Origin of the sequence: Martelella mediterranea (assembly GCF_021021415.1) — a bacterium.
GTDB lineage: Bacteria > Pseudomonadota > Alphaproteobacteria > Rhizobiales > Rhizobiaceae > Martelella > Martelella mediterranea_C.
The window spans coordinates 21,602-43,129 of sequence record NZ_JAINWJ010000045.1 but is presented as its reverse complement, the minus strand read 5'-3'; the positions used below and the strand labels follow the sequence as shown (position 1 = coordinate 43,129).

At 64.2% G+C, this 21,528-nt stretch carries 20 protein-coding genes; 11 read left to right on the top strand and 9 right to left on the bottom strand.

The genetic code is table 11. From position 1 onward, the window contains the following. Positions 1 to 6 precede the first annotated feature (6 nt). The 4 genes from K7H91_RS20450 (at position 7) to K7H91_RS20435 (ending at position 4,908) form a co-directional block, all read left to right on the top strand. On the top strand, positions 7 to 861 hold the full coding sequence (locus tag K7H91_RS20450; RefSeq protein WP_230722055.1) for a DeoR/GlpR family DNA-binding transcription regulator: 855 nt from the start codon (positions 7 to 9) through the stop codon (positions 859 to 861). 86 nt (positions 862 to 947) lie between these two features. Next, the gene (locus tag K7H91_RS20445; RefSeq protein WP_230722054.1) at positions 948 to 2,477 is read left to right on the top strand and encodes an FGGY-family carbohydrate kinase; all 1,530 of its coding nucleotides are present in this window, start codon (positions 948 to 950) and stop codon (positions 2,475 to 2,477) included. Continuing rightward, a complete protein-coding gene (locus tag K7H91_RS20440; protein WP_230722053.1) occupies positions 2,474 to 3,250 on the top strand; it encodes a DeoR/GlpR family DNA-binding transcription regulator in 777 nt (258 codons plus the stop codon). Before K7H91_RS20445 ends, K7H91_RS20440 begins: the two co-directional genes overlap by 4 nt. After that, positions 3,247 to 4,908, top strand: a complete 1,662-nt coding sequence (locus K7H91_RS20435; RefSeq protein ID WP_230722052.1) for a glycerol-3-phosphate dehydrogenase/oxidase — start codon at positions 3,247 to 3,249, stop codon at positions 4,906 to 4,908. Before K7H91_RS20440 ends, K7H91_RS20435 begins: the two co-directional genes overlap by 4 nt. Before the next feature lie 117 nt (positions 4,909 to 5,025). Here K7H91_RS20435 and K7H91_RS20430 read toward each other — a convergent pair whose 3' ends face one another. The 5 genes from K7H91_RS20430 to K7H91_RS20410 all read right to left on the bottom strand — a co-directional run bounded on the left by K7H91_RS20430 (position 5,026) and on the right by K7H91_RS20410 (position 10,453). Then, complete coding sequence (locus K7H91_RS20430; RefSeq protein ID WP_230722051.1) at positions 5,026 to 5,871, bottom strand: ABC transporter ATP-binding protein; 846 nt, start codon at positions 5,869 to 5,871, stop codon at positions 5,026 to 5,028. Then, a complete protein-coding gene (locus K7H91_RS20425; RefSeq protein WP_230722050.1) occupies positions 5,868 to 6,713 on the bottom strand; it encodes an ABC transporter ATP-binding protein in 846 nt (281 codons plus the stop codon). Before K7H91_RS20425 ends, K7H91_RS20430 begins: the two co-directional genes overlap by 4 nt. Positions 6,714 to 6,717: 4 nt before the next feature. Further along, positions 6,718 to 7,626 carry an ABC transporter permease subunit gene (locus K7H91_RS20420; protein ID WP_230722049.1) on the bottom strand — a complete coding sequence of 303 codons (909 nt, stop codon included), beginning with the start codon at positions 7,624 to 7,626 and terminating at the stop codon, positions 6,718 to 6,720. A 10-nt stretch (positions 7,627 to 7,636) separates the two neighbouring features. Then, on the bottom strand, positions 7,637 to 8,644 hold the full coding sequence (locus K7H91_RS20415) for an ABC transporter permease subunit (protein WP_018065701.1): 1,008 nt from the start codon (positions 8,642 to 8,644) through the stop codon (positions 7,637 to 7,639). A gap of 213 nt (positions 8,645 to 8,857) precedes the next feature. Continuing rightward, a complete protein-coding gene (locus K7H91_RS20410; RefSeq protein ID WP_230722048.1) occupies positions 8,858 to 10,453 on the bottom strand; it encodes an ABC transporter substrate-binding protein in 1,596 nt (531 codons plus the stop codon). A gap of 468 nt (positions 10,454 to 10,921) precedes the next feature. On the opposite strand from K7H91_RS20410, the gene K7H91_RS20405 reads away from it, so the two are divergent. The 4 genes from K7H91_RS20405 to nadC all read left to right on the top strand — a co-directional run bounded on the left by K7H91_RS20405 (position 10,922) and on the right by nadC (position 15,317). Continuing rightward, positions 10,922 to 11,818 (top strand): NUDIX hydrolase, encoded by an 897-nt coding sequence (locus K7H91_RS20405; RefSeq protein ID WP_230722047.1) that lies wholly within the window; start codon positions 10,922 to 10,924, stop codon positions 11,816 to 11,818. Between the two features lie 154 nt (positions 11,819 to 11,972). Beyond that, entirely contained in the window at positions 11,973 to 12,944 is a 972-nt protein-coding gene (nadA, locus tag K7H91_RS20400; RefSeq protein WP_230722046.1) for a quinolinate synthase NadA, read from the top strand. Then, complete coding sequence (locus K7H91_RS20395) at positions 12,941 to 14,458, top strand: L-aspartate oxidase (protein WP_230722045.1); 1,518 nt, start codon at positions 12,941 to 12,943, stop codon at positions 14,456 to 14,458. Before nadA ends, K7H91_RS20395 begins: the two co-directional genes overlap by 4 nt. Before the next feature lie 10 nt (positions 14,459 to 14,468). Continuing rightward, positions 14,469 to 15,317 carry a carboxylating nicotinate-nucleotide diphosphorylase gene (gene nadC / locus K7H91_RS20390; RefSeq protein WP_230722044.1) on the top strand — a complete coding sequence of 283 codons (849 nt, stop codon included), beginning with the start codon at positions 14,469 to 14,471 and terminating at the stop codon, positions 15,315 to 15,317. Here the strand turns inward: nadC and K7H91_RS20385 are convergent. Beyond that, complete coding sequence (locus K7H91_RS20385; RefSeq protein WP_230722043.1) at positions 15,296 to 15,841, bottom strand: dihydrofolate reductase family protein; 546 nt, start codon at positions 15,839 to 15,841, stop codon at positions 15,296 to 15,298. The genes nadC and K7H91_RS20385 overlap by 22 nt on opposite strands. A gap of 44 nt (positions 15,842 to 15,885) precedes the next feature. Between K7H91_RS20385 and K7H91_RS20380 the strand changes: the two genes are divergently transcribed. Together K7H91_RS20380 and K7H91_RS20375 are read left to right on the top strand one after the other, a co-directional pair. Then, entirely contained in the window at positions 15,886 to 16,446 is a 561-nt protein-coding gene (locus tag K7H91_RS20380) for a TetR/AcrR family transcriptional regulator (protein ID WP_230722042.1), read from the top strand. 213 nt (positions 16,447 to 16,659) lie between these two features. Then, a complete protein-coding gene (locus tag K7H91_RS20375) occupies positions 16,660 to 17,034 on the top strand; it encodes a DUF2147 domain-containing protein (protein WP_230722041.1) in 375 nt (124 codons plus the stop codon). Between the two features lie 4 nt (positions 17,035 to 17,038). Here the strand turns inward: K7H91_RS20375 and K7H91_RS20370 are convergent, their stop codons facing one another. After that, positions 17,039 to 18,865, bottom strand: a complete 1,827-nt coding sequence (locus K7H91_RS20370; protein ID WP_230722040.1) for an SLC13 family permease — start codon at positions 18,863 to 18,865, stop codon at positions 17,039 to 17,041. A gap of 10 nt (positions 18,866 to 18,875) precedes the next feature. Then, positions 18,876 to 19,391, bottom strand: a complete 516-nt coding sequence (locus K7H91_RS20365) for a hypothetical protein (protein ID WP_230722039.1) — start codon at positions 19,389 to 19,391, stop codon at positions 18,876 to 18,878. On the opposite strand from K7H91_RS20365, the gene K7H91_RS20360 reads away from it, so the two are divergent. Then, entirely contained in the window at positions 19,378 to 20,478 is a 1,101-nt protein-coding gene (locus K7H91_RS20360; protein WP_230722038.1) for a DUF2778 domain-containing protein, read from the top strand. The genes K7H91_RS20365 and K7H91_RS20360 overlap by 14 nt on opposite strands. 55 nt (positions 20,479 to 20,533) lie before the next feature. Here the strand turns inward: K7H91_RS20360 and nrdF are convergent, their stop codons facing one another. Then, entirely contained in the window at positions 20,534 to 21,514 is a 981-nt protein-coding gene (gene nrdF, locus K7H91_RS20355) for a class 1b ribonucleoside-diphosphate reductase subunit beta (protein ID WP_230722037.1), read from the bottom strand. Positions 21,515 to 21,528 lie beyond the last annotated feature (14 nt).

Genomic DNA, 21,528 nt, shown 5'->3' with positions numbered 1-21,528 from the left:
ACGGGAATGACGAGTCAGAGCAACGACGCCATGGACCATCTGATGTCGGAGGAGATGCCCTCCGATTCCAGACAGGCCCGCCAACTCGCCCGCCGCCAGCTGATCACCGAAACCGTGATGCTGGAAGGGCCGATGCGGATCGAGGACCTGACCGAGCGGTTCGGCATCAGCCTGATGACGGCCCATCGCGACCTCGACGATCTGGTGAGCCGCGGCCTGTTGCGCAAGACCCGCGGCACGGTATCGGCGGCGCCGACAAGCCTGATCGAGGCGAGCGACGTCTACCGCTCCAGCCGCCAGTCGCCCGAAAAGGCCGCGATCGCCGCCGCCGCCGCGGGCTTCATCGAGCCCGGCCAGGCGATCTTCGTGGATGATTCCACAACCGTTCTCCACATGGTGCCGCATCTGCAGGACCATGCGCCGCTGACGGTGATCACCAATTCGCTGACGATGATGAACGAATTGCGCGGTCTGCGCGACATCACGCTGCTGGCGCTTGGCGGCGAGTTCCGCAACTGGTGCAACGCCTTTCTCGGCCGCATGACCACCAATGAAATCGCCAATCTGCGCGCCGATACCGTGTTTCTGTCGATGGCGGCGATCACCGACGACATGGTGTTTCACCAATCCTCCGAGATGATCGACGCCAAGCGCGCGATGCTGGATGCCGCCTCGAAGCGCATTCTTCTGGCCGATCACACCAAGTTCGAGCGCCGCGCGCTGCACAGCCTTGCCGCGCTGACGGATTTCGACGTCGTCATCGTCGATGACGGAACGCCGCCCGCCCACATCAAACGGATGCACGCCAAGGGCATCAACGTGGTCGTCGCGCCACGCAAGCACGACAAACACATGAAATGATATAATTGACTCGATGTAACGCTCTTTGATATTAACTTATCAAATTATTCCGTTAATTTTGGCCGATACGGTCATCGGAGCGCGACATGCCGAGCCTTCTTGGAATCGATAACGGTCTGACGGTCACCAAGGCGGTGCTGTTCGACACGGACGGCACGGTGCTGTCCGTCGCAAGACGCCGCGTGCCGCAGTCGATACCCGCGCCGCGCTTTGTCGAGCGCGACATGGACGGGCTCTGGCGCGCCACCGCCGAGGCGATTGCCGAGGCAATCTCCAGGAGCGGCCGCCCCGCCGCCGATATCGCCGCCATTGCCGCAACCGCCCATGGCGACGGGCTTTATCTGCTCGACGAAGACGACAGGCCGCTCGGCCCCGGTATTCTCTCGCTCGACAGCCGCGCCGGCGACATCATCGCTGACTGGGAGAAGGACGGCACTGCCGACAAGGCGCTGGCGCTGACCGGACAGAGGCCGCATCTCTCCGCCCCATCGGCGCTGCTCGCCTGGATCAGGCGCGATCAGCCGGAGCGCTATGCCCGGATCGGCGCGGTGCTCGGCTGCAAGGACTGGCTGACCTTCTGCCTGACCGGCCATGTCGGCACCGACCGCACCGAGGCCAGCACATCGTTCACCGACGTTAACACCCAGGATTATTCCAGAGCAGCGGCTGAACTCTACGGCCTCGGGCGGATTTTCGACAGGCTTGCGCCGAGCGCCCATTCCGCCGCAATCATCGGCCATGTCAGCGATGAGGCGGCGCGGGCGACCAGCCTTGTCGCCGGAACGCCGGTGGCCGCCGGCCTGCATGACGTAACGGCCTCCGCGCTTGGCATCGGCGCGCATAAAAGCGGCGTCATGGGCGTTGTCGCCGGAACCTACTCGATCAACGAGATCGTATCGGACAAGCCGCTCACTGATCCGCGCTGGTTCTGCCGCAACGCCATCGAACCCGGCCAATGGAACGCGATGTCGATTTCTCCGGCCTCTGCCGCCAATTACGACTGGTTCCTCGACACGCTCTGCCAGGGGGAGCACGACAAGGCCGCTGCCGGCGGGCCGCCGATCCATGAGGCCCTTGCCGGCGACATCGAGGCCGCGATCGCGCGGCCCTCCAGCGTGCTGTTCCACCCCTATCTGTTCGGCTCGCCGCACGGGGGCGCAAGCAGCGGCTCCTTCGTAGGCCTTCACGGCTGGCACAATCGCGGCGACATGCTGAAAGCGGTGCTGGAAGGCATTGCCTTCAACCATCGCGAACATGTCGACGCGCTGGAAGACGGGTTTCCGTATGAGCAGGTGCGGCTCACCGGCGGCATCTCGCGCAATGCCGCCTTTGCGCAGATGTTCGCCGATATTCTCAACCACCCGGTCACCGTGACCGCGACCGAGGAGGCCGCCGCATGGGGGGCCGCCCTTTGCGCGGGTGCGGCCGTCGGCCTTTACAACAGCCCGACCGACGACCCGCGCGATCTCGATGCCATCAGCCGGACATTCCGGCCGGATGCCGAAAGGGCTGCGGCCTATGACCGCCGCTTCGCCGTCTACCGGGATATATCGGAAGCGCTCAAGCCACACTGGGCGAAGCTCGAAGCGCTCGGCGACAGGGAGAACGGACAATGACCACGGCCGACAGCCGACGCGAGGAAATCGCGGACTACGTCATCGCCCACGGCCAGGTGCGCATCGACAAGCTCGTCGAGCATTTCGGCGTATCGCGCATGACCATTCACCGCCATATCGACCAGCTCGCCGCCAAGGGCGTGCTGCGCAAGCTGCATGGTGCGGTGACCGCCCAGCCCTCCGGCATCTATGAAAGCCTCCATCGCTACCGCGCCACCGTCGCCACCACTGAGAAACAGGCGCTGGCGAAAGCCGCGCTCGCCCATATCGAGCCCGGCCAGGTGATCTTTCTCGACGATTCCACCACCGCCGGCGCGATCGCGCCGTTTCTGAACGAGATCGACCCGCTGACCGTGATCTCCAACAGCGTCGCGGTGGCGAACGCGCTGGTCGATGCCGACGTGGTCGATTTCATCTGCCTCGGCGGCCAGTATCACCGCACCTACAACGCCTATATCGACCATATCTGCCTGCGCGCGATCGAGGCCTTGCGGGCCGATCTCCTGATCTGCTCGGCCTCCGCGATCGAGGGCACGACCGCCTTCATCCAGGATCAGCAGGTCGCGCGCGTCAAGCAGACCATGGTCGCCTCCGCCAGCAAATCCATCCTGCTTGCCGACCACACCAAGTTCGGCAAGGTCGCCCTCAATGTGTTCGGCGATCTTACCGACTTCGACACCGTGATCGTGACCGACAGCCTTGATCCGGGCGAAATCGAGCGGCTGCGGAAGGCAGGGGTCAATCTCCAGATCGTGAAGGGCGCTTCCAAATGAGCGACGATACCGCTTTCGACGTGGTCATCATTGGCGCCGGCGTCAACGGCGCCGGCCTGTTCCGCGACCTCTCGCTGCAGGGCGTCAACTGCCTGATCACCGAGAAGGCCGATTTCGGCGCCGGCACCAGCGCCGCCCCCTCGCGGCTGATCCATGGCGGTCTCAAATATCTCGAGACCGGCGAGTTCGGCCTCGTCGCCCAGTCGACGCTGGAGCGCAACCTGCTGTTGCGCAACGCGCCGCATTGCGTCGAGCCGCTGCCGACCATGATCCCGATCTTTTCCTGGACCAAGGGGATATGGGCGGCGATCCGCACGCTGTTCGGCTCCACCAGCGCGCCGCGCAGCCGCGGCGCGGTCCTCGTCAAGATCGGGCTCTGGCTCTATGATTTCTACGGCGCGCGCCACCGGGTGATGCCGCGCCACGAGCTCGTCGGCAGACGCCGGGCGCTTGCCGACATGCCGGGCCTGACAGAGGCGATCGTCGCCGCCGGCACCTATTACGATGCCCGCATCACCCAGCCCGAACGCCTCGTCATGGAAATGATCCGCGACGGGCTCGCCGCCAATCCCGGCTCGGCGGCGTTCAACGCCGCGACTATCCGTGAAGCCGATGCCGACCGGATCGTCTTCGCATCCGAAGCCGGCGAAACCCTCTCCGTCAAACCCGGCCTTGTAGTCAACGCCGCCGGCCCCTGGATCGATCACGTCAACGCCATGCTCGGGCTCGAGACGAAGCTGATCGGAGGCACCAAGGGCTCCCATGTGCTGCTGCGCAATGACGAGTTGGTGCGGCGGCTTGCCGGACGGATGATCTATTTCGAGGCCGATGACGGGCGAATCTGCCTGGTCTACGAATATCTCGGCCTCGCCCTTGCCGGCTCCACCGACATTCCCGCCGACAATCCGGATGACGTGCGCTGCGAGGATGACGAGATCGCCTATTTCATCAACAGCCTCAAGGCGCTGCTGCCGGGCATCGATATCGACGAGGAGCAGATCGTCTACGCCTATAGCGGAATCCGCCCGCTGCCGGCCTCCGATGCCGATATTCCAGGCCTGATCAGCCGCGACCATTCCGCCCCGGCTCTGGAGGCCGATGAGGGCCGACATTTCGCGATCATTCCGCTGATCGGCGGAAAGTGGACGACGTTCCGTGGCTTTGCCGAGGAAGTGGCCGATACCATTCTCGAACGGCTCGGCCGCGACCGGCGCATCTCCACCGAGAACAGCCCGATCGGCGGCGGCCGGGATTTCCCGACCGACGCTGCGGCGCGGCGGACATGGATTGCGGATGTGGCCCGTGCAACCGGCCTTTCGGAAGCCCGGATCGACGAACTGCTGACCCGCTACGGCACCACCGCCCGCGCAATCGCCGCCTATGAGGCGAGCTTCGGCAATCAGGAGCGCCTGCCGCAGGCCAGCGACTATTCCGTGGCCGAGATCGACTGGATCGTCCGCAACGAATTCGTCACCCACCTCGCTGATATCGTCATGCGCCGCACCACCCTCGCCATCACCGGACGGCTGCACAAGAGCGATATCGAGCGGATTGCGGAAGTGGCCGGCGATGTGCTCGGCTGGAGCGCAGAAACCCGCGCGGCCGAAATCGCGGCGGTGGAGGAGCACCTGCGCTCGGTGAACCGGGTGCGGCTGTAGTCGGTGGATCGCCGCCGCCGGCCCGATATCTCCCACGCATTACGGGCGCGCCATCGCTCCTTTCATCCCGGAAGGAGAAAGGAATGGTGATTGCACTGGAGAGGCAAGGCCTCGCCCTCAGCTCCCCGCCGCCATTTTCGCCTGCTTGGCCGCAAGCCTTGCGCGGATGCTTTCGACATCGGCTCTCGGCGTCGCCTTGAACAGGGTCTGGGTGTATTCGTGTTGCGGGTCGGAGAACACCGCGTCGCGGCTGCCGCGTTCGACCACTTCGCCGAAATACATCACCATGATCTCGTCGCAGATATATTTCACCACCGAAAGGTCGTGGGAAACGAAGATATAGGTGAGGTCGAACTCGTCCTGGAGATCGGCGAGCAGGTTCAGGATCTGCGCCTGCACCGAGAGGTCGAGCGCGGAGACCGGCTCGTCGAGCACCAGCAGGCTCGGATTGAGGATCAGCGCGCGCGCGATCGCGATGCGCTGGCGCTGCCCGCCGGAGAACATATGCGGGTAGCGGTCGAAATGCTCCGGCCCGAGACCGACCTTCTTCAGAAGGTCGTGGGCCTTGTCGCGACGGTCGCTTGCCGTGTCGTCGGTGTTGAGCAGCAGCGGCTCCATCAGCACGTCGCCGATCTTCTGGCGCGGGTTCAGCGATCCATATGGGTTCTGGAACACGATCTGCACCTTGCGGCGCTGTTCGGGCGTGGGCCGGGTCTTCGCAATGTCGATCGTCTGGCCCTCGATCTGAAGATCGCCCGCCGTCTGGGCATCGATCATGGTGATGATCCGGGCGAGCGTCGACTTGCCGCAGCCGGATTCCCCGACAAGCGCCAGCGTCTTGCCGCGCTCGACGGAAAAGTCGACGCCCTTCAGCGCCCGCACCGTACGGGCGGACTTGAACATGCCGCCCGGCACGACATAGTCGCGGACGATGTTCTTTCCTTCAGCAACGATCTCGCTCATGCCGCGCCTCCCGTATAGTCGGCGGAATAATCGATGGTGGGCAGCCGGTCGCCGGTGGCGTTTTCCGGCAGCGCCGAAAGCAGCGCTTTGGTATAGGCGTGTTTCGGGCTTTCAAACAGCGACAGCACGTCGGCCTCTTCCATCAGCCGACCCTTATACTGCACCGTCACCCGGTCGGCGGTTTCGGCCACTACGCCCATGTCGTGGGTGATCATGATCAGCGCCATGCCGGTCTCGGCCTGAAGATTGGCCAGGAGTTCGAGGATCTGCTTCTGGATCGTCACATCCAGCGCCGTCGTCGGCTCGTCGGCGATCAGGAGCTTCGGCGAACAGGCCATGGCGATCGCGATCATGATGCGCTGGCACTGGCCGCCCGACATCTGGTGCGGATAGGCCTTCAGCCGGTCTTCCGGGTTGGGCAGGCCTACGGCTTCCAGCAGTTCGATGGCGCGGGCGTGGCGGGCCTTGTTGTCGAGATCAGTATGCTGTTTCAGCACTTCCTCGATCTGGAAACCTGCGGTGAAGCACGGGTTCAGGCTCGCCACCGGCTCCTGGAAGATCATCGCGATATCCTTGCCGATGATCCGGCGGCGATCCTTCGCCGAGAGGTTCGAGATATCGCGGCCCTCGAAGGCGATGCGATCCGCCTTCACGGTGGCGGTCGTCGGCAACAGGCCCATCACGGCGAGCATGGCGACCGACTTGCCTGAGCCGCTTTCACCGACAATCGCCAGCACCTCGCCCGTGTCGATCCGGTAGGAGGCATTGTGCAGCACCGTCGTTTCGCCGTTCGCGGTCGGGAAGCTGACGGAGAGATTTTGAACGTCGAGGAGTGGTTCCATGATCCTAGCTCCGCTTCAGCTTGGGATCGAGCGCATCGCGCAGGCCGTCGCCCACGAGATTGATCGCCAGAACCGTTATCAGGATCGCAAGGCCGGGGAAGGTGACCACCCACCAGGCGCGCAGGATGAATTCACGCGCCTCTGCCAGCATCGTGCCCCATTCCGGCGTCGGCGGCTGCGCGCCCATGCCGAGGAAGCCCAGCGCTGCCGCCTCCAGAATGGCGTTGGAGAAGGAGAGCGTCGCCTGCACGATCAGCGGTGCCAGACAATTGGGCAGGATGGTCTTGAACATCAGCCTGAGATTGCGCGCTCCGGCCACACGGGCCGAGACCACATATTCCCGGCGCGCTTCCGCCATCACCGCCGCCCGCGTCAGCCGCGCGAAATGCGGCTGCAGCACGAGCGCGATGGCGATCATGGCGTTGAACAGGCCGGGGCCGAGGACGGCGACCAGAACCAGCGCCAGAAGCAGCGGCGGGAAGGCGAGGATCACGTCCATGACGCGCATGATCGCGACATCGACCCAGCCGCGGAAGAAGCCGGCGAGCAGCCCGAGCGTGATGCCGAGCAGCAGCGCCACCGACACCACCACAAGGCCGATCACCAGCGAATAGCGCGAACCGTAGATCAGCCGCGAGAGCATGTCGCGGCCGACCGCATCGGTGCCGAGCGGGAAAGTCCACGTTCCGCCCTCCTGCCAGAATGGCGGGGTCAGGAACATGTCACGATATTGCTGATCGGGATTATGCGGCGCCAGCAGCGGCGCGAAGACCGCCATCAGCACCAGAAGGACGATGACCACAAGGCCGGCGACCGCCCCCTTGTTCTGGCTGAAATAGTGCCAGAATTCGGAGAGCATCTGCAGGCGGATATTCCGTTTTTGGACCGGCTGGCCCAGCGTACTGTCTGACATGGCTGAGCTCCTATTGGTGACGGATGCGCGGATTGATGAGGCCGTAGGCGAGATCGACGAGCAGATTGACGAGCATGACCAGCCCGGCAATCAGCACCAGCCCGCCCTGGACGACCGGATAGTCGCGGCGCGAAATCGAATCGATCATCCATTTGCCGATGCCCGGCCAGGAGAAGATCGTCTCGGTCAGGATCGCGCCGGCCATCAGCATGCCGACCTGCAGGCCGATCGTGGTGATGACCGGGATCATCGCGTTTCGAAGCGCATGGATGCCGATCACGCGCCTTCCGGAAAGCCCCTTGGCGCGGGCGGTGCGGACATAGTCCTCGCCCAGCACTTCCAGCATCGCCGAGCGCGTCTGGCGGGCAATCACCGCCAGCGGAATGGTGGCAAGCACGACCGACGGCAGGATCAGATGCGACAGCGCCGAGGTGAAAGCGCCCTTTTCGCCCGAGAGCAGCGAATCGATCGTCATGAAGCCGGTGACCGAGGGGAAATAATAGAGCAGCGAGATGCGGCCGGAGACCGGCGTCCAGCCGAGAATCCCGGAAAACAGGATGATCAGCAGCAGGCCCCACCAAAAGATTGGCATCGAATAGCCAGTGAGCGCGATGCCCATTGTGGCCTGGTCGAACACCGATCCGCGCTTGACCGCAGAGATGATGCCAGCCGGAATGCCGATGATGATGGCGAGCAGCATCGCGGAAATCGCAAGCTCGGCGGTGGCCGGAAACAGGTTCAGGAACTCCTGGAACACCGGCTGCTTGGTGGCGATCGAAACGCCGAAATCGCCATGCAGCAGGCCCCAGACATAATCGAGATACTGAACGACGATCGGACGATCATAGCCGAACTGGTGTAGGAGCTTCTGGTAGCGGTCGGGGTCCATGCCGCGTTCGCCGGCCAGAAGCAGGACGGGATCGCCGGGCAGGACGCGCACGAAGCCGAAAGCAACGATGGTGATCCCGATAAAGGTCGGGATAATCAGCAAAAGCTTGCTGAACAGAAATCTGAGCATGACGATTCCCGAAAACGGAAGGGGGCCGCATGACCGGCATCCGGCTTGCTTTTCGGCCTGCCATCCCGAAAGGCGTCATGCTCTGGTGAGCATCCAGGCGGCGCGGTGGGCGCTGCCTGGACCCTCGGGTCAAGCCCGAGGGTGACTCCCGATCGGGAAGAGGTTTTTGCAAACCGGGGCCGCATTTTCGGCCCCCTTCTCTTGTGCGAGGCCCTATTCGGCGATGGTTACATCATCGAAGCGGTGATAGCCGAGCGGGTCCATGACGAAACCCTCGACCGAATTGGTCATCGGCATGAACACCTTGGAATGGGCGATCGTGTTCCACGGCGCCTGTTCCTTGAAGATCACCTGCGCTTCCTTATAAAGCTCGGTGCGCTCCTCGGTGTCGGAGGTGACCTTGGCCTTCTGGATCAGTTCCTCGAACGGCTCGTAGCACCACTGGGCGCGGTTGGAGCCGCCAACGGCATCGCAGCCGAGCAGAACGGCCAGGAAGTTGTCCGGGTCGCCATTGTCGCCGGTCCAGCCGAGAAGCACGGCGCCGTCGCGGTCTTCGGCCGAAGACCGGGCCAGATACTCGCCCCACTCGTAGGACACGATCTCGGCATCGACGCCGACCTTGGCGAGGTCGGCCTGCATCAGCTCGGCCATGCGCCGGGCGTTCGGGTTATAGGGACGCTGAACCGGCATGGCCCAGATCTTCATCGAAAGATCGGTAACGCCTTCCTCTTCCAGCATCGCCTTGGCGGCTTCCGGATCGTAGGGGTCGTCCTGCACGTCGTCATTATAGGACCACATGGTCGGCGGGATCGGGTTCTTGGCAACCTCGCCGGCGCCCTGGAACACCGATTCCAGAATGGCCTGCTTGTCGACGGCCATGTTCAGCGCCTTGCGGACCTTCGGATTGTCGAAGGGCGCGACCTTGGTGTTGTAGGCGAGATAGCCGACATTCAGACCTTCCTTGGCCATGACCGTGATGTCGTCATTGGATTCCAGCGCTTCCAGATCGGCGGGCGCGGGATAGACCATGATCTGGCACTCGCCGGCTTCCAGCTTCTGGCGGCGAACGGCGGCGTCGGTGGTGATCGCGAAGATCAGAGTGTCGAGGTCTTCCTGACCCTTGTAATAGTCCGGATTGGCCTTGTAGCGGATGACGGCATCCTGCTGGTAGTTCACGAAGGTGAACGGGCCGGTGCCGACGGGCTTCTGGTTCAACTGCTCCAGATTGCCGGCCTCTTCAAGCTGGTCGGCATATTCCTTCGACATGATCGAGGCGAAGTCCATGGCGAGGTTCGCGATCATCGGCGCTTCCGGCCGGTTGAGCACGAACTTGACCGTCATGTCATCGACCTTCTCGATGCTCTTGATCAGGTCCGGCATCGACATGCCGTTGAAATATTCCCAGGAGATGCCCGGCGCATACTGGTACCAGGGGCTGGATTCATCCATCTGCCGCATGAACGAGAAGATCACGTCGTCGGCGTTCATCTCGCGCGTCGGGGTGAAATAGTCGGTCGTCTGGAACTTGACGCCCGGACGCAGGTGGAAGGTGTATTCCAGCCCGTCATCGGAAACGTCCCAGCTCTCGGCAAGCCCGGGTTCGACCTCGGTGGAGCCGTGCTTGAATTCGGCGAGGCGATTGTAGATGGCGCGCGAGGAGGCGTCGAATGTCGTGCCCGCGGTATAGGGCGCCGGATCGAAGCCCTCGGGGGAGCCCTCCGAGCAGTAGACCAGCGTTGATGCGCTGGCGGCGCCGCCAAGCGATACGAAGACGCTCGTGGCGAGCGCCAAAGCCTTCAGTTTCTTCATCATTTTCCCCTTGTGGTTCATATCGTCGACGGCATCTCGCCGCCAAAGGTTTCGCCTCGTCCGGCACCGTTTTCGGGTTTTCACCCCGTGGCGGTCCCGAAACAGGCTGAACGGCATGCGGGTCTGCGCCCAACCGCAGACGTCACACTGATGGCGAGACTAGCGCTTTTTATTGACCATGCAATCAAAAAACATGTTACCGCTCTCGCGTCAGGCGTGGCAAACACATGAAATCCTTGAATTTTCCCTGACCTGCTTATTTTTGGCAAAATGTGGCGGCAAAGCGCGTAATTCTGTTTCACGACAATAGGCGCCGCGTTGCCGAAAGTTGCTTTCCACAGGCGACCATACAAGCAGGCCGCTATTTGCCAATCATGCGAAAGTCTGAGATGACCCGCCCTTGATTTCGTGACGTACCGCCATACTCGATAAGGTGATATCCTGCCCCGATACCCATCCGGAGCGCCCGTGACCGAAGCCCGCGTCCATGCCGAACTGATCGCCGTCCTGACCGCGCTCACCAATGATGCGCCGCGGGTGATGACCGTGCGCATGGGTGCTGCCCTTCCCTCCGGCCCGTTCGAAAACGGCCACCGCACGTTGCAGGGCGGGCTGAATTCCTGGGTCAGGGCCCAGACCGGGCATCCCGTCGGCTATCTCGAGCAGCTCTACACCTTCGCCGACCGCGATCGCGGCTTTGACGGCGAGCGCACCATCTCGATCAGCTATCTGGGCCTTGTGCGCGAACAGCCGCCGCCCGGCGGCGGCGGGCCGCTGTGGAAGGACTGGTACACCTATTTTCCGTGGGAGGACCTGCGCGGCGGCCGGCCGGAAATCCTGGAACAGGTCAGCGAGCTGATGATGCAGTGGGCGATGAGCGAGCGGCCGGGCCGCGCCGAACGCCGCCAGCGCATCCGCTTCGCCTTCGGCATGGAGGGCATGGCCTGGAACGAGGAACTGGTGCTGCAGCGCTTCGAGCTGATGTATGAGGCGGGCCTGATCGCCGAGGCCGGACAGACGCCGGCCTTCTGGTTCGGCAAGCCGATGGCCGCCGATCACCGCCGTATTCTGGCGACCGCGATCGCGCGGCTGCGCGCCAAGATCAAATACCGGCCGGTGATCTTCGAACTGATGCCGGAAAGCTTCACCCTGCTGCAACTTCAGAAATGCGTCGAGGCGCTGGCGGGCCTCAAGCTGCACAAGCCCAATTTCCGCCGCCAGATCGACCAGCAGAACCTGATCGAGGAAACCGGACAGACCTCCGACAAGGCCGGCGGCCGCCCGGCCAGGCTTTACCGCTATCGCCACGCGATCGTCGAAGAACGGGCACTGACGCTCTCAAGGCTCCCGCTCGCGCGTTCTTGACTCCCCGTCAATAAGGGCGTAATGCTTGCGCCCATGATATACTCATACTGAGTATTAATCGACCAGCGCGAGGTTTCCCCAACGCCTCCCCTGGCAGGCCCGGCGCGGCTTCCCCGATTCTTCCGCGCCGGGCCGAACACAGGAGATATCGCCGATGAACGCGCCCTTTTCCGCAGAAAGCCTTTACGACCGGGTCGCCCATGTCATTCCCAAGGCGGAATGGCTGAGCTTTTCCGACGATATCGAGGCGATCCACCGCCTGAAGCGGGAGCGCAATGCCGTCATCCTCGCCCACAATTACCAGACGCCGGAAATCTTCCACGGCGTCGCCGATATCGTCGGCGACAGCCTGGCGCTGGCGCGTGAGGCAACCCGCGTCGATGCCGATGTGATCGTGCTGGCCGGCGTCCACTTCATGGCCGAGACGGCGAAGCTGCTGAACCCGGAAAAGACCGTGCTGATCCCCGACATGGCCGCCGGCTGTTCGCTGGCAGATTCGATCACGCCCGAGGATATCGCGCTGATGCGGCAGGCCCATCCCGGCGCGCCGGTGGTCACCTATGTCAACACGTCGGCCGCCGTGAAGGCCGCTTCCGACATCTGCTGCACCTCGGGCAATGCCAAGAAGGTGGTGGAATCGCTCGGCGTGCCGAAAGTGCTGATGCTGCCGGACGAATATCTCGCCCGCAACGTCGCCCGCGAGACCGATGTCGAACTGATCGCCTGGCGCGGCCATTGCGAGGTGCACGAGCTGTTCACGGCGGAAGACGTGCGCGAGATGCGCGCGGCCTGGCCGGGCGTCACCATCATCGCCCACCCGGAATGCCCGCCCGAAGTGGTGGCCGAGGCCGATTTTTCCGGCTCCACCGCCGGCATGTCGGATTATGTCCGCGACGCCAGGCCCGGCCGTGTCGTGCTTCTGACCGAATGCTCGATGAGCGACAATGTCGCGGTCAACCATCCGGACGTGAATTTCGTCCGGCCCTGCAATCTGTGCCCGCATATGAAGCGGATCACGCTTGGCAATATCCGCACCGCCCTTCAGGAGATGCGCCACGAGGTCACCGTCGATCCGGCGATCGCCGATGATGCCCGCCGCGCCGTCGAGCGGATGCTCGCGGTATGACCATCGCCGTCATCGGATCAGGGATCGGCGGGCTGGCGGCGGCGCTCGCGCTTGCGCCTATGCCGGTGACGCTGGTGACCAAGGCCGCGCTCGGCGCGGAGACCTCCACCGGCTGGGCGCAGGGCGGCATAGCCGCCGCCCTTGGCGACGACGATAGCGCGGAGCTACATCTCGCCGATACGCTCGCCGCCGGGGACGGGCTTTGCGACGCCGAGGCGGCAGCGCGGATATTGCAGGGCGCGCCCGAGGCGATCGCCTTTCTCGAACGCCATGGCGTCGCCTTCGATCGCGCCCCCGATGGAAGGCTCGCCTTCGGGCTGGAAGCCGCCCATTCCCGCCGGCGCATCATCCATGCCGGCGGCGATGCCACGGGCGCGGCGATCGTCAAGGCGCTGACGAAGGCCGTTGCCGCAACCCCTTCGATTACGGTCGTCTCCGGGACCGAGGTTCGCCGCCTGCTGGTGCGCGACAAGGCGGTCTGCGGGCTTGCCGGCGTGAAGGATGGCCAACCGTTCCGGCTCGCCGCCGCGCGCATCGTGATCGCCACCGGCGGCATTGGCGGGCTTTATGACGCATCCACCAATCCGGCGGGCAATTTCGGCCAGGGCGTGGCGCTTGCCGCCCGCGCCGGGGCAGCCCTTGCCGATATGGAATTCGTGCAGTTCCACCCGACGGCGCTCGCAACCGATATCCGCCCGCTGCCGCTGATCAGCGAGGCGGTGCGCGGCGAAGGGGCCTTGCTCCTGAACGAGAAGGGCGAGCGCTTCCTGGCCGCGACGCCGGGCGCGGAGCTTGCGCCCCGCGATGTCGTCGCCCGTGCGATCGCCGCCGAGATCGCCCGGGGCGGCCGCGTTTTCCTTGATGCGCGGGCCGCGCTTGGCATCCGCTTCAAGAACCGCTTTCCGGAGATCTTCGCGATCTGCGCCCGCGCCGGCATCGACCCGGCGACCGACCTCATTCCGGTGCGTCCGGCCGAGCATTATCACATGGGCGGGATCGCCGTGGATGCTTCGGGCCGCAGCTCGGTCGGCGGTCTTTATGCCGTCGGCGAATGCGCTGCGACCGGGCTTCACGGCGCCAACCGGCTGGCGAGCAATTCGCTGCTGGAGGCCGCCGTCACCGGGCTTGCCGCCGCCGCCGATATCGCCGCCGCGCCGCCCGCGCCCGAACTAGCACTTCCGGCACTGGCGCTGCCCGCCGCCTCCGGGCTTGCCACCATGCGCGGCATCGTCTCCGGCGCGCTCGGCGTCACCCGCGATCACGCCGCCCTTGGCGAGGCGATCGCCGCGCTACTGCCGCTCGCCGAAAGCGATGGCGCGGACGCCGACCCGGCGATCGTCGCGCTCTCGATAGCCGTGTTCGCCGCGATGCGCGAAGAATCGCGCGGCGGCCATGCGCGCACAGATTTTCCGCAGAAGAACCCGGAAAGCCGACGCCGGGCCATGACGCTCGACGCCGTATTCGCCCATGCCCGCGCGCTTTCCGCGCGCCCCGCGCTTGCCCGTAGCGCCTGAGGACCATGCCATGCTGCCCCGCCTGATCATCGAACCCGCCGTGCGCCGCGCGCTTGAGGAAGACCTCGGCCTTGCCGGCGACATCACCGCCAATGCCGTGATCCCGGCCGGTCACCGCTCCACCGTGGTGATGGCCGCGCGCAGGCCCGGCGTGATCGCCGGCCTCGATGCCGCCGAACTCGCCTTCGCGCTGGTCGACCCGGCCATCATCATGACCCGGCATGTGGAGGATGGCGACAAGGTCGAATCCGGCGATATCGTCGCGACCGTCACCGGCCCCTCGCGCGGGCTTCTGACGGGCGAGCGCACCGCGCTCAATTTCCTCGGCCATCTCTCCGGCATCGCCACGGTCACCGCCGGGGTCGTTGCGGCCGTCGAGGGCACCGATGCGGCGATCGTATGCACGCGCAAGACCACGCCGGGGCTGCGCGCGCTGGAGAAATACGCGGTGAAGGCCGGCGGCGGCGGCAATCACCGCTTCTCGCTCGCCGATGCGGTGCTGATCAAGGACAATCACATCGCGATCGCCGGCGGCATCCGTCCCGCGCTTCAGGCCGCCAAGCGCCATGCCGGCCATATGGTCAAGATCGAGATCGAAGTCGACACGCTCGATCAGCTCCGCGAGGCTATGGATGAGGGCGTCGACGCCGTGCTGCTCGACAACATGTCGCCGGAAACGCTCACTGAAGCGGTTTCGATCGTCGCCGGCCGCGCAATCACCGAGGCCTCGGGCGGCATCACGCCCGAGACCGCTGGCGCGGTCGCAAAAGCCGGCGTCGATCTGATCTCGATCGGCTGGCTGACCCATTCCGCCCCCGTGCTCGATATCGGGCTCGACTACCGGACGGCGGAGGCCTGAGGGAACGCGTAATGCAGCCGGACGCAGCCCCGGTCGAGCGCCTTGACGCTCAGCAGGCGCGGTTGCGCCGCAAACCCCGTCGCCGGAAACAGCGGCGCTCCGCCGCCGATCAGTTCCGGCATGACATAGATCTCGATCTCGTCGAGCGCGCCGCGCTCCATGAACGCCATCTGCAGTTTTCCGCCGCCGAGCATCCAGACGTCGCCATCGTCGAGCGCGCGCAATTCCGCGATCAGGCTGTCGACGTCCGTCCTCGTCTCGATTGCCCCCTTCGGGCGGTCGATGGGGCGTGACGTCACGACCAGCGCCCGCTTGCCCTCATAGGGCCAGGGACCTTCCATACGGTCCAGAAAGTCATAGGTTCCCCGCCCCATCACAAGGGTGCCGATCCGCTCCAGAAAGAGATTGTAATCGTGTTCGCCGAGATCGAGCCCGTCATAGCGGAACAGCCAATCGAGAGTGTCGTCCGGTCCGGCAATGAACCCGTCGAGGCTGGTTGCGATATAACCCACAATCTTTGCCATAAGCGCTCCTTGTTTATAAATGAATATTCATTTATAAACGCCTCATGCCCAGAAACAAGTCAATTTCCGAACCGGCCCTTCTCGCCATACTGCTCGACGCCATCGCCGAGACCGGTCCGGACAACCTGACCTTCGCCAAAGCCGCCGCGCACAGCGGCCTTTCCGCGCCGACCCTGGTACAGCGGTTCGGCGACCGCGCGGCGATGGTCGAGGCCATCCTGATGTTTGCCTGGGACCGGCTTGATGAGGCAACCGAAGCCGCCGATGCCGCCTTTCCGGTCTCGCCGCGCGGCGCGGTCGACCTGCTTCTGCATCTCACGCCCGATGCCGAACACGGTCTTGATGGCGGCTTGCCGCTTCTGCGCGAGGACATGCGCAACTCGGCGCTGAGGGCACGCGGTAGCGCCTGGGGCGAGCGGCTTGCAGCCGCGCTTTCGCGCCGGCTCGGCGATAATCCGTCGCTGGGCCGGCAGATGGCGAACCTGTGGCAGGGCGCGATCATCTGGTGGGGTTTCGACCGCAACGGCCCGCCGCAGGCGGCTATCGGCGAGGCTCTCGAAGGCTGGTGCCGCACCGCCGGCTTCGATCACAGCCCGAAACGGTGAGTGCGGACGCAAGAGCCGGCATCAATCCAATCTCGATCGGCTGGCCGCCCCATCCGGGTCCGGGTTCCGGTGGCGTGCCCGACAATAAAAACGCCGCCGAACGAACCGGCAGGCATTTTCTCCCGTAATTCCCCTTGTCTGGTTGTTGTTGATGCGCGCCGCGCAAAAGCCCGCCTTTGCCGGTCGCGCGCAAAACCGTGAGAGGAGACAGGGATGAACCGGAGAAACTCATTTTTGCTTGCGCTTCCGCTGGCGGCCGCGCCCGGGCTTGCCGAAGCCTCCGACCTTGCCGGCGTGTGGGCGCGCGGCGATGGCAAGGCGCGGGTTCTGGTCGAGCAGTGCGGCAACGACCTTTGCGCCACCAATGTCTGGGTCAGGCCGGGCACGCGCAACGAACGCGTCGGCGACACGCTGGTCATGGATGTCGACCCGGTCGGGCCGTCGCGCTACGAGGGCCAGGCCCGCGATGTGCGGCGCGGCCTGACCTATTCGATGGAGATCTCGCTCGATGGCGCGGCGATGGAGACGCGCGGCTGTATCCTCGGTAAGCTGATCTGCAAATCGGCGAACTGGACCAGCATGAACTGAGGGTTCACAGCCCGTAATACCAGGGCGCCGTCAGCGCGAAAACCACGGCGAGCAGCACGATCAAGGGCACGCCGGCGCGGATGAAATCGCCGAAACCGTAATGGCCCGGCCCCATGACCATGAGATTGGTCTGGTAGCCGATCGGGGTCGCGAACGAGCAGTTGGCGGCATAGATCACGGCTGCGGCAAAGGCCTCCGGCGGCGCGCCGATCTGCCGCGCCATGCTGAGGCCGATCGGAATGAACAATGCGACCGCCGCGTTGTTGGAGAGCACATTGGTGAGGATCGAGACGCCGACGAACAGCAGCACGATCATCAGCCAGGCCGATGAGCCCCCGGCAAGCGCGACGATGCCCTCCGCGATCAGTTGCGCGCCGCCGGTCGCCTGAAGCGCGGTGGCCATAGCAATAGAAGCGCCGACGAGCAGGTATATCTGGCGGTCGAAGGCGCGCGCGGCCTGTTGCAGCGTCAGGCAGCCGAACAGGATCATCAGAAGCGCGCCGGTAACGGCATTGACCACCATCGGCGTGAGACCGGTGGCCGAGAGAATGACGATCGCCGCGAAGATGCCGCTCGCCAGCAGCGCCTTGTCGCGCGGCGGCACGCTTTCGGCGGAATGCTCGAGCAGCAGGATATCGTGATTGCCGCGCATGGCGCGCAGATCGTCCTCGCGACCGCCGATCAGCAGCGTATCGCCCGCCTCGAAACGCAGTTGCGAGAACGGCGTCCGCGCCATCCGGCTCTTGCGGCGGACGCCGAATATGGTGATGTTGAAGCGCTGCTGAATGCCGCTGAAGCGCACCGTGCGCCCCTCGAATAGCGAGCCGGGCGTGATCACCGCTTCGGCCAGATGATAATGCGCGCCGACCCGCCGTTCCGCCGATGGTACGGTTCCATCCGGCGGCGCCGTAAGGCTGATCTCGCCCTTGGCCAGCAGATCCATGAACCCCTTGCGGGTGCCCGTCATCTGCAGCCGGTCGCCCGGCTGCAGCGTCAGGCCGTCATCGTAGGGCGGCAGCAGCACCGTCTCGCCACGGACCAGCGCATGCAGCGACATCGGCGTCAGCACGGGAAAGAAGCCCGAGCGGGCGCGTTCCCCGACATAGCGGCTTTCGCCAAGCAGAACCACCTCGCCGAGAAACTGGGTGCCGGCGCTCTCCTGTTCGAAGCGCTTTTGCGACCGCTCCCGGGTGAAGATCCGCGGCATGACGAACAGCACATAGACAGCGCCGGCGCCGGCGAGAATGACGCCCATGCCGGTGATGTCGAAGAAGCCGAGATTGACGCCCTCGCGACTGGCGATGCCGGCCGCGATCAGGTTGGTCGAGGAACCGATCATCGTGGTCATGCCGCCCAGAATGGTGATGAAGGAGAGCGGCATGAATATCTGGTAGGGCGGCAGGCGGAACCGCGCGGCAAGCGAGGCCAGTACGGGGATGAAGATCACGACGACCGGCGTGTTGTTCAAAAAGGCCGAGGTGATGCCGCAGGTCGCCAGGATCACGATGATCAGCATGCGCGGATTGGCGCCGTAGAACTGCCCGATCCGGTTGGTCACGCCCTCCAGCGCGTCGGTCGCAAACAGGCCCTGGCCGACGATCAGGAGGGCCAGCACCGTGACCAGCGCCGGCGAAGAGAAGCCGGCGAGCATATCCTCGATCGGCAGCGGCTTTCCGCCTTCCATCGTGAAGGGAAACGCGCCGAACAGCACCAGCAGCATGCCGAGCGCGGCGAGCGACACCGCCTCGATCGGGAACCGGTCAAGGGAATAGAGACCGATCGTCCCGACGATAATCGCCATTGTCGCCACAAGATGAAAATGTTCGATCAAAAGAGCCTCATCAAAGAAATCCGGACACGCCTGCCCCGCGACCGAAGCGATGCACCCGCTCCCGCAAAACCGACTGTCCTTCCATCATCGAAAAGGCGACTTTGACAGCATTCCCGCGGCTTCCGCAAGTGTTGGCTAAAAAGACCGCCGCAACTGCACCGTCCTCAAGCCTGCCGCATTTTCGGGCTTTATCTGGCGTGGCCGCATTTTCTCCCATTTTGGGTTCTAGGCGCTCCTTGAGCCCAGTGACGCAAACGTAAAGGTCAAATGACCCAATACCAAGAAGGCCAAATCCAGTGTTAGAGGACCAAGCCCGCATGCCGCCACACAACTTTTTTTCCGTTCGCAAAAACCCGGCAGCCAAAGGCGCCTCCGCCTGTTCAGGCCGTTGTGACACCCGCCAGTCTCTGATCGTCCGCGCAGGTCGTAAGGAAAAATTTACCCTGCGCGCAGTATTTTTCCGACTGGCACCTGTCACACCGTCTTTGAGTTTTGCGTAGGAAGTGTGTTTCGTGACGTCGATCAAGAATTCGAAATCCCGCCCCGGGCGTGATCGCAGGAACGGCTTGCTGCGGCTTTCGCTCGCGGGCATCATGGCGGCGATCGCCGGCGGCGCGATCATCACCATCGCCTCATCGCCGATCATCTCGGCGACGGTCTCCAAGCCCGAATTCGCCTCCTCGCGCGGCATCAGCCTCACGGTCAACCCGGCGTTCAAGGCGCCCGAGCGCGCCCAGAGCGCCAAGGAAGCGCGCCTGCTTGCCGCAAGGACCGGACAGGCCCGCGCCAAGCCGGCGCTTGCTCCGGATGATATCAGGCAGGCCCTTCTGGCGGGCCGGCTGGAACAGGCCGGGCGCATGGCGCTCGCCGATCTCCAGCGCGGCCTTGTCGGCCGCCAGATCGCCGATAATGCCGGTTCCGAAATCGCGCTTGCCGGGGTTCCGCCGGAGCTTCAGCCGAAAGCGGTGGCGGTCCCGACGCCCGCCGCCCCGTCCACCACGCTTGCGGCACTCGCCCCGAGCAGCGACACCAATGCCGACGATGCCTTCAAACTGGTGCTCCAGGGGGCCGATTCATCCCGTCTCTCGCCGGGTGAAGTGCCGGTGCCCGCCAAACGGCCCGCAGGCATGCAGCTTGCCTATGCCGATTTCGGTCACGACGATCTCGACGAAATCATGGGCGAGGTTCCCGGCCGCACCAAGAAGGTCGCCGTCTATGACATCTCCGCTGCCAAGGTCTACATGCCGGACGGCGAGGTGATGGAAGCCCATTCCGGCAAGGGCAAGTATCGCGACAACCCGAACGGCACCCATGTCAAGATGGCCGGCGCGGTGCCGGCGGCGACCTACAAGCTGACCATGCGCGAATCGCTGTTTCACGGCGTGCCGGCGCTGCGCATGACCTCTGTCGACGGCACCAATCCGCTCGGCCGCACCGGTATTCTCGCCCACACCTACATGCTCCGCACGCCGGGCGATTCCCATGGCTGCCTGGTGTTCAAGGACTATTACAAGTTCCTGAAAGCGTGGAAGGCCGACAAGGTCGATTATATCGTCGCGGTTCCGAGTCTTGAGGAAGGGGCCAGCACGCTGCTGGCGAACCGGTCAAACTGACGCGGCCAGGCGTCTCCGCCTGGCCGCAAAATACCCGAGACTCTGGTGAAGGGGATCAGAAATCCCAGTCGTCGTCCTCGGTGGCGATCGCCTTGCCGATGACATAGGAGGAGCCGGAGCCGGAGAAGAAGTCGTGGTTCTCGTCGGCGTTCGGCGACAGCGCCGAGAGGATCGCCGGGTTGACCTTGCAGGCTTCCGGCGGGAACAGCGCCTCGTAACCGAGGTTCATCAGCGCCTTATTGGCGTTATAATGCAGGAACGCCTTCACGTCCTCGGTGAGCCCGACCGCATCGTAAAGCTGTTCGGTATATTTGGATTCGATCTCGTAGAGTTCGAACAGCAGGCCGAAGGTGAAATCCTTGATCGCCTCGCGCTCGGCATCCGAAACCTTCTTCAGTCCCTGCTGGAACTTGTAGCCGATATAATAGCCGTGCACGGCCTCGTCGCGGATGATCAGGCGGATCAGGTCGGCGGTGTTGGTGAGCTTGGCGCGGCTCGACCAGTACATCGGCAGATAGAAGCCCGAATAGAACAGGAAGCTTTCGAGGAAGACGCTGGCGACCTTCTTACGAAGCGGATCGGTGGCGCGGTATTCCTGCAGGATGAGCTGCGATTTTTCCTGGAGGAAGGCATTTTCCTCCGACCAGCGATAGGCATCGTCCACTTCCGGCATCGAGCATAGCGTGGAGAAGATCGAGGAATAGGAGCGTGCGTGAACGGCCTCCATGAAGGCGATGTTCGTCAGCACCGCTTCCTCGTGCTGGGTCACCGCATCCGGCATCAGCGTGATCGCGCCGACCGTGTTCTGGATGGTGTCGAGCAGCGTCAGACCGGTGAAAACGCGGATGGTGAGCTTCTGCTCGTCTTCCTTGAGCGTCGACCAGGACGGAATGTCGTTCGACAGCGGCACTTTTTCCGGCAGCCAGAAATTGCCTGTCAGACGGTTCCAGACCTCAAGGTCCTTCTCGTCGACGATACGGTTCCAGTTGACCGCGCGCGGCACGGCGATGGCGGGCTTCTTTGTCTGCATGTTCATGGTTTTTCCCCCGC

Excerpts from the sequence above, each read along its gene's own strand:
- K7H91_RS20395 (WP_230722045.1), top strand. The coding sequence starts at position 12,941 with ATGACCATCGCCGTCATCGGATCAGGGATCGGCGGGCTGGCGGCGGCG.
- K7H91_RS20410 (WP_230722048.1), bottom strand. The coding sequence starts at position 10,453 with ATGAAGAAACTGAAGGCTTTGGCGCTCGCCACGAGCGTCTTCGTATCG.
- nrdF (WP_230722037.1), bottom strand. The coding sequence starts at position 21,514 with ATGAACATGCAGACAAAGAAGCCCGCCATCGCCGTGCCGCGCGCGGTC.
- K7H91_RS20445 (WP_230722054.1), top strand. The coding sequence starts at position 948 with ATGCCGAGCCTTCTTGGAATCGATAACGGTCTGACGGTCACCAAGGCG.
- nadC (WP_230722044.1), top strand. The coding sequence starts at position 14,469 with ATGCTGCCCCGCCTGATCATCGAACCCGCCGTGCGCCGCGCGCTTGAG.
- K7H91_RS20415 (WP_018065701.1), bottom strand. The coding sequence starts at position 8,644 with ATGCTCAGATTTCTGTTCAGCAAGCTTTTGCTGATTATCCCGACCTTT.
- K7H91_RS20375 (WP_230722041.1), top strand. The coding sequence starts at position 16,660 with ATGAACCGGAGAAACTCATTTTTGCTTGCGCTTCCGCTGGCGGCCGCG.
- K7H91_RS20430 (WP_230722051.1), bottom strand. The coding sequence starts at position 5,871 with ATGAGCGAGATCGTTGCTGAAGGAAAGAACATCGTCCGCGACTATGTC.
- K7H91_RS20385 (WP_230722043.1), bottom strand. The coding sequence starts at position 15,841 with ATGGCAAAGATTGTGGGTTATATCGCAACCAGCCTCGACGGGTTCATT.
- K7H91_RS20420 (WP_230722049.1), bottom strand. The coding sequence starts at position 7,626 with ATGTCAGACAGTACGCTGGGCCAGCCGGTCCAAAAACGGAATATCCGC.
- K7H91_RS20380 (WP_230722042.1), top strand. The coding sequence starts at position 15,886 with ATGCCCAGAAACAAGTCAATTTCCGAACCGGCCCTTCTCGCCATACTG.
- K7H91_RS20435 (WP_230722052.1), top strand. The coding sequence starts at position 3,247 with ATGAGCGACGATACCGCTTTCGACGTGGTCATCATTGGCGCCGGCGTC.
- K7H91_RS20425 (WP_230722050.1), bottom strand. The coding sequence starts at position 6,713 with ATGGAACCACTCCTCGACGTTCAAAATCTCTCCGTCAGCTTCCCGACC.
- K7H91_RS20440 (WP_230722053.1), top strand. The coding sequence starts at position 2,474 with ATGACCACGGCCGACAGCCGACGCGAGGAAATCGCGGACTACGTCATC.
- K7H91_RS20450 (WP_230722055.1), top strand. The coding sequence starts at position 7 with ATGACGAGTCAGAGCAACGACGCCATGGACCATCTGATGTCGGAGGAG.
- nadA (WP_230722046.1), top strand. The coding sequence starts at position 11,973 with ATGAACGCGCCCTTTTCCGCAGAAAGCCTTTACGACCGGGTCGCCCAT.